6 protein-coding genes are annotated in these 7,256 nt (G+C 40.2%); 4 read left to right on the top strand and 2 right to left on the bottom strand.

Going from position 1 to position 7,256, the window contains the following annotated elements:
• Positions 1 to 188: 188 nt before the first annotated feature.
• Both Q1R07_RS12905 and Q1R07_RS12900 read right to left on the bottom strand, forming a co-directional pair.
• Positions 189 to 1,259: a hypothetical protein gene (locus tag Q1R07_RS12905; protein WP_300490966.1), complete on the bottom strand. Its 1,071-nt coding sequence runs from the start codon at positions 1,257 to 1,259 to the stop codon at positions 189 to 191.
• An 11-nt stretch (positions 1,260 to 1,270) separates the two neighbouring features.
• Complete coding sequence (locus Q1R07_RS12900) at positions 1,271 to 2,125, bottom strand: hypothetical protein (protein WP_300490963.1); 855 nt, start codon at positions 2,123 to 2,125, stop codon at positions 1,271 to 1,273.
• Positions 2,126 to 2,461: 336 nt separating this feature from the next.
• Here Q1R07_RS12900 and Q1R07_RS12895 point away from each other — a divergent pair, with 336 nt between their 5' ends.
• The 4 genes from Q1R07_RS12895 to Q1R07_RS12880 all read left to right on the top strand — a co-directional run.
• The gene (locus Q1R07_RS12895; RefSeq protein ID WP_300490960.1) at positions 2,462 to 4,018 is read left to right on the top strand and encodes a glycosyltransferase family 87 protein; all 1,557 of its coding nucleotides are present in this window, start codon (positions 2,462 to 2,464) and stop codon (positions 4,016 to 4,018) included.
• The gene (locus tag Q1R07_RS12890) at positions 4,015 to 5,178 is read left to right on the top strand and encodes a hypothetical protein (RefSeq protein WP_300490957.1); all 1,164 of its coding nucleotides are present in this window, start codon (positions 4,015 to 4,017) and stop codon (positions 5,176 to 5,178) included. The genes Q1R07_RS12895 and Q1R07_RS12890 overlap by 4 nt, the downstream gene beginning before the upstream one ends.
• A gap of 1 nt (position 5,179) precedes the next feature.
• Positions 5,180 to 6,703: a radical SAM protein gene (locus Q1R07_RS12885; RefSeq protein ID WP_300490954.1), complete on the top strand. Its 1,524-nt coding sequence runs from the start codon at positions 5,180 to 5,182 to the stop codon at positions 6,701 to 6,703.
• Positions 6,703 to 7,256 (top strand): methyltransferase (locus tag Q1R07_RS12880; protein ID WP_300490951.1); only part of this gene is annotated, 554 nt, incomplete at its 3' end. The genes Q1R07_RS12885 and Q1R07_RS12880, both read left to right, overlap by 1 nt.

The raw sequence follows: 7,256 nt of genomic DNA, 5'->3' as shown, positions 1-7,256 counted from the left end.
GCGAAGTCTCCTGTCCGACGCATTATTTTGAAGATGCGTCTTCGATTAACCTGCAACGCAGTATTGTGTACGGATTGGGTGTTTTACGCGTATCGTTGAGCTATGCCCTGCAAAAAACCAGATTGTTTCATTTTGCATTATTTTCCAAATCCTAACAATGGATCGAATCGATTAATTCCAAATTAGCATTAACACTGCGTAATGAATTTAGCCGTTTTGCCTACGGTGCAGTCGAACAGATACCCACATCCGCCACCAAAATTCATGGCTGTTTCATAATCGGGACCTTCTTCTAACTGAGCGACAAAACGCATTGTTTGACCGCAGCAGTCGCATTTAGGGGTTTCATCACCCTGTATCCATTCGGGATGATCACTTACATGTCCTAAAACATCACGCCGGCGACCTGAATAGTCATTCCTTGCGTCATCATAGCTTTCTGCGGTCACTTCCTCTATTTTGGCTGTGTATGCTGTTTCTCTTAAGGCAACCTGACTTTCTTCCGGATGTACGGATTCTATATTCTCAACATCCACTACGATCACTTCGGTACCTCCCCAATGATCACAGTTTTCCATAAAAATCATTTCGTAACCGATGTCCGTTTTAATTTTACCCTGATATTGTAACTCGGCACCACAAGTACACTTTGGCCACTCGAATGGCGTATTACTTTTTTTTACCGGAAGTCCACCAAAGCTTATAGCATCATTATCATTTGTTTCGGCCTTAATCAGTAATTTTATGTTGCGGCCTTCTTCGTTTCTTTGCTCCGTATAGTCCGGATAATACTCGTCGGTTATATCCGATTCTACGATTTTATTTTCACTATTTCTATCCCAAAATTCATCCCATCGGATTACTTCAAAATTTTGTTTGGTAAAGGTTTCAATTGCAGCATCCAGATCATAACCCGGAGCAAAACCATATCGTGACTCTACGTAGAAATCATCCGTATCAAGCGCTGTCATGACTTTAAAAACGCGGGAAAATCCGGATGTATTCGCTTTTCCTACATATTCGTTCCAAATGGTTTTAAGGATTGCAAAACCGGTATCGTAATCTTCATCGCTTATTGGTTTTTCATCCTCAAATTTCGGGCCTATATCTTTGAATGATCGGTCATAGATATAGAACGGAGAATCACAAATCGTTTGAGACAAGTTCGGAACCGACATCCCATACGTTTGAAAGAATTCCGATAGATAAAAAACCAATACTGCGGGTTTCTCAGTGTTCTGTTGTAAATTTTCGTTCATATCTTTTTTTGTTAAGCACCAAACCTCACGGCTTTCGCGCTGTCATTTACGTTGAATTCGCTTGCTCCCAAAGTCAATAAGTCAGGGATTTTGTACCCTGATTCCGAATACCCGCCATTGGAAAAAGAAATGACACTATAATAGTCATCGCCTCTAGGCACGAGTATTCCGAATGTTTTTATCCCGTTTCGACCTAAAGCGAAAACGGTTTTGAACAGCAACTCCTCGAGAGTGGATTTGTTAAGGTCGGCTCCGGAAAGTTTAGTCGAACGTCGGTACGATTTTTCAGTGTAGATCGGAATAAAGACTTCCGTCGGCCACAAACTATCGGTATCTTTCAACGTTTCTGATTGTACCAAAATCCATCCACCGCTATTCGCATAATCGTCCGAGAAGTCCGATATTTCATTAGACGGATCAATCGGCGCGCGGTCGACAAATTCAACTGCAGCAGGATAAGCCGAACTTCTCCAATTCGATTTTGTGTTTAGATGTTGCATCCACAAAGAACTCGCGAAATGAACTGTTATCGTTGCACTGGCATTATCGGTTTCACCACGCCAATAGGCTTCTTTTCCATTATTCTTGATTTCCGTCTCCCCGGATGTTCGTACTTCATTGAGTTCACATTTTGTGATGTAGCCACTAACATTCTCCTTAAGCCAATTGTTGTCAAACAGGCAGTTCATGTCGAAACTCTTCGCTATCGGAGAATCACCCAAAGCCGCGTCCCGGATCAAGCGAATCGCAAACGCCAGATTGTTACTAAAATACATTGCGTCCGGATGAATCGTGTCTACATCTAAAATCGCTATTTTGTTTGCAACATCAATCGATTTTACTTTTACATCGTATAAATAGGCCATATCTCAATTAGAATTTAAAGGTCAAAGACCAACACTGCAGGTTTCTCAGTGTCCTGTCGTTAATTTTCGAAACACAATACCAATTCTAAAACCTGTAATTAAAAAAGTATTATTTTTCTTTCAACTTTCGAGTGGAAAAATACTACTTTATTCTTATAAAACTTTAAAAAGTAGCATAAATACGAGTTGGATTTTGCAGTTTAACATTAAAGAGGATATTTTTAAATAACTAACAACCTGTTTAATAGGTCACATTATCAGTTGTGTACAGATTAAGTGTTTTCGCGTATCTTTGAACTAAGTCCTGCAAAAAACAGGCTGACTATTTTCCGGATCATGAAAAAATTGTTTGAAACCTATTATCCTTTGCTTCCGATAATTGCACTGTGTGGTTTTTACCTCTATCAGGCGAGTGGTTTTGTTTTGCATGATTTTGCGAATTACTATTTTGGCGGCTACTTTCTTTCGGAAGGTCATTTTACATCCGATTTGTATTTCCCTGATATTTTTAATGAAAAGATTTCGGCCTTGGGTTATACCTCCGTTTTTACCAGTTTCGCACCCAACACGCCTTTTTTAGCACTGTTCTTTTATCCGTTTCACATTCTCGATCCGTATACGGCTAAAATTATATTCAATCTGATCAGCAGCGTGCTGTTTATTTATAGTCTGAGGCGGATTTTCCAACACTATTCGATCCAGCCGATCTATCTGGTTTTGGTGCCGTTTCTCTTTTTTATTCCGATCAAAAACAACCTGTTGTTCGGACAATTGTATTTTTTGCTATTCTTTTTGTTGGCTGAAGGCTGGTTGGCGTACAAAAAAAAGCAGCTTTTCCGGATGAGTCTGTTTTGGGGTATCGCCATTCTTTTAAAAATATTCCCCGCGCTATTGATCCTATTTTTACTCTTTCGAAAAAAATTTAAAGCCGCCTTATATCTGATCGGCGTTTGCGCAGGTTTAACATTACTGTCGGTTGCCATAAGTGGATTCGAGATCTGGTTTTTCTTCTTAAAAGACGTATTTCCAAAAGCTTCCAATGGCGAAATCGCTACCGCTTTTGTCGACAATTACCAGTCGTTTTATATGTTTACCAAACGATTATTGCTTTTCGATCCGGTCGAAAATCCAAACCCATTGTGGAACAGTCCGCTATTTTTTAAAATCGTATGGATCACTTTTAAACTAAGTCTGCTCTATATCGGGTTTTACTGTTCTCAAAACCGCAATAAACTGTTTGCTTTTTCTTTTTGGATTATGGCGTCGATCCTCTTCTCTCCCTACGGAAGTACCTATACGTTTATTTTGTTGCTATTTCCTTTTATTTTTCTGGCTAGAGAACGCGGCACATCATCTACAAAAATCGTCCTATTGCTATTACTGTTTGCGATTTGTAATGCCCCGCTATCACTATTTCTAACAAAAGCATTCCCGTTTTCCTATATCCGACTAGCATTTGTAGTGCTCTTTTTTGTACTGTTTCTTTTTCCGGAACGAAAAACAATTTACCGAAAAGGAATTCTCTTGCTTCCGATAATCATCATACCGATTGGTTTTGTGGGTTCCTATTCCCAACCGACTGAAAACAGCAAAGCGTTACTTCCAAAAGATAGTCCGATACTGATTTATGAGTATACCGTTTCCGACAACGAACTCCGTTATTTTTATCGTGATGAAAACGGTACACATACTACGGTTATTCCACTTCCGGAAACCGAAATAGCCAAAGCCGATATTCAAAACAACCAGATTTTTTATAACGGAAAACAACAAACACTCGGTAAAGACCATAAGCAAAAAGCCATCGTATTAAATAACAAAACGATCCTGTACTTATCGGATTACGGTCGCGGTATCGGATTTTATACGTTACGAAAAACCACTGTCCATTGAAAGCAAACTATTATAACCGGATCGTTCATATTTCGAGCAATACGCTACGCCAGATCATCGTATCGGCCTTTGGCATGGCTATTCCATTTCTGGTGATTCATTTTGCGCAAAAAGAAATCTGGGGTGCTTTTGTTTCGATACTGCTGTATACGTTGTTTGCCATTCAGGTGATCAACTGGGGAAATAAAGAATATGTATTGCGACTATTCAGTATGCTTCCGAATAAGATCAAAAAGAATTATAGCCGAATACTGCTTACCCGTTTGCCACTGGTATTTCTGTTTTCGGTTGGAAGCCTGTTTTTTTTCCCGCTTACCTATACCTTTTATATTTTCATATGGTTATTGGGACGCTATTTTAATCATTCGACCGAAGCATTGGTCATTTACGAAAAGAAATTCAACGCATCCATCGCGATCGAAGTCATTAGTTTTGGGGTATTTCTATTTCCTTTTTACTGGCTAAAAGACGATTTCGGTATTTATTCGTTGTTGGTTAATTACAGTTTTTATCAGTTTATCCGCGGAACCGGTTATTTTGTATTGTTTCAGAAATACCTTTCTTCCGGGAACATCAAAATGGATACATCCTATTACAAACAGGCTTTTCCGTTCTTTTTATTGTCGGTTTTGGGCTTTTTCACTTCGAAAACCGATCTGTACATTATCGATTATTTCGAAAACCGAACGATCGTCGCCAATTACCAGGTATTGAACAGCTTACTGGTTTTCACCATGTCGGTAGCGGCTTTTATCTATGCGCCATTCACCAAAAACATTTACCGGAATACCACATCGGTAGTGCGTCAAATTCAGAAACAATTGAGTCTTTTAGGCTTATTTCTGGTTCCGGCCGCCTTGTTTGCCATCCATCTGATCACCGTTTTTTATCTGAAAACCAGCCTTTCCATTTGGTTTTATGCGATTGCTTTTCTGTATGTATATCCTTCGTTTATTTATGGTATCAAAATTGTGGAACTCTTTCGAAATCATCAGGAAAAAACCGTTATAAAAATTTTACTCGCCGGAACGTTGATCAATGCTATACTATCAACAATATTAGTATATTTAAACTATGGAATGAGCGGTGCTTTATTGGGTGCTGCCATAGCACAACTGATTCAATTAGTACTTACCTCAAAACCCTCGTTATTGCGATAACATGAATACGAACAAGGTTATATTATTCAATCCCCGAAGTGCCAATAGTAAGCACCGGATACCGAATTCCATCTTACAGGTAGGTGCTTCCATTCACGGGCATTACGATTATGTTTTTGTGGACGGTAATCTGGAAACCGATCCGTGGCAAACCATCGAAAACTATCTGGCGACAGGCGAATTCAAATACTTTGGTTCTACGGTTATGCCCGGTCCGCAACTGAAACAAGCCATTCCGTTTACCAAAAAAATAAAAGAACAATTTCCGGATACCATAACCATTTGGGGTGGCTATTTTGCCTCCAACCAATATAAAGTTGCTTTACATTCCGGTCATGTGGATTATATCATCAATGGCCCCGGCGACGTAACGTTTCCGTCCCTTTTAGCCGCTCTGGAAAACAACGAACCCGAAACCATCGTTTTAATCAAAAACCTGATTTATAAAAAACCGGACGGTACGATAACCAAAACCGCAACCGAAGCTTTATTGGATCAGGATACGTTGCCAAAGTTCCCGTATGAATACCTGAATCAGTTTTACCCGGTACGAAATTACCTGGCCAAAACCTTTATGGGATCGAAAACGCTTTCCTATCATTCCAGTATGGGTTGTCCGTTTAGCTGTTCATTTTGTGCTGTTGTACCGATTTACAATGCTCGTTGGAAGGGCATGTCGGCTGCACGGATTTACGAAGATGTACGCTATTTTAAAGACACTTATAACATTGACGCGATCGAGTTTCACGACAACAACTTTTTTACGTCGAAAAAAAGAGTGCTGGAATTTTCGGAGCTAATCCTAAACGACAACATCAGTTATTGGGGCGAAGGCCGGATTGACACAATCAATATGTATTCGGACGACGAACTCCGACTCATGCGCAAAGCCGGTTGTAAAATGATCTTTTTAGGTGCCGAAACCGGAAACGATGCCATACTCAAACAAATGAACAAAGGCGGTACGCAATCCGGGCAAATGATCAAAGATTTTGTGTTACGGATGAAGAACGTCGACATTGTTCCGGAATTATCGTTTGTACTAGGTATGCCGGCTGCAACCGAAAAGGAAGTGTACGATCAGATTTTATGGGATATTAACTTTATCCGCGAAATCAAAACGATCAACCCAAAATCCGAAATTATCATTTACCTATATAGTCCGGTTCCAACCGAAGGATCAGAATTGTACCAGCAAATTCTGGATGCCGGATTTTCGTTTCCTTCGCAACTGGAAGACTGGATTTCGCCGAGCTGGGAAAACTTCGACCTGCGAAAAAACCCGATTACGCCGTGGTTAAAACCTTATATGATTGATACGATAAAAAACTTCGAAACGGTTTTAAACGGCTATTATCCTACGGTTTCCGATTTCCGGATCAGAGGACTTAAAAAAACACTATTACAAACCCTGTCGGGATTGCGTTATAAAACCGGAATTTACCATTACCCTTATGAAATAAAGGCTTTGCATAAAATCTGGCGCTACCGCCAACCCGAAATTGAAGGTTTTTATTCGGAATAATGAGAAAACTGATCCAACGCATCGTAAGTCCGTTTTTACAAAAAGCCAGTGCGATCTATTTGTCGAAACCGCGGAACTATCGCTATAAAAATATTCGTGTTCGTGTTGAACCCGGTGTCTTTCCGCCCTTTATTACGATCAGTACCAAACTGCTGTTGGAATTTATCGAACCGCTTCCGTTGCAAAACAAAACCTTCCTCGAACTGGGTTGCGGTTGTGGTATTATTTCCATACTGGCCGCACAAAAAGGCGCAACGGTGACCGCTTCCGATATTAACAAAACAGCGCTCGAAGCGTTACCGCAAAATGCAATGGCCAATCAGGTTACCGTATCCGTGGTTTATTCCGATCTGTTTCAGGAATTTTCGGGTCGGTCTTTTGATTATATCATGATCAATCCGCCTTATTATCCCAAAACACCAAAAAACACCGCTGAAAGTGCCTGGTTTTGTGGCGAAAACTTCGAGTATTTCGAAAAGCTATTCGCGCAACTTCCGGAATACCTTACCGAAACCAACAAAACGTATATGATCCTTTCGGAAGATTGCGATTG

Origin of the sequence: Flavobacterium sp. (assembly GCF_030146175.1) — a bacterium.
Lineage (GTDB): Bacteria > Bacteroidota > Bacteroidia > Flavobacteriales > Flavobacteriaceae > Flavobacterium.
Note: the sequence above shows the minus strand (reverse complement) of the source record. Positions and strands in the feature narration are given on the sequence as shown.

What these genes read in the sequence shown, in the direction of transcription:
- Q1R07_RS12905 (WP_300490966.1), bottom strand. Translation starts at nt 1,259, where the DNA reads ATGAACGAAAATTTACAACAGAACACTGAGAAACCCGCAGTATTGGTT.
- Q1R07_RS12900 (WP_300490963.1), bottom strand. Translation starts at nt 2,125, where the DNA reads ATGGCCTATTTATACGATGTAAAAGTAAAATCGATTGATGTTGCAAAC.
- Q1R07_RS12895 (WP_300490960.1), top strand. Translation starts at nt 2,462, where the DNA reads ATGAAAAAATTGTTTGAAACCTATTATCCTTTGCTTCCGATAATTGCA.
- Q1R07_RS12885 (WP_300490954.1), top strand. Translation starts at nt 5,180, where the DNA reads ATGAATACGAACAAGGTTATATTATTCAATCCCCGAAGTGCCAATAGT.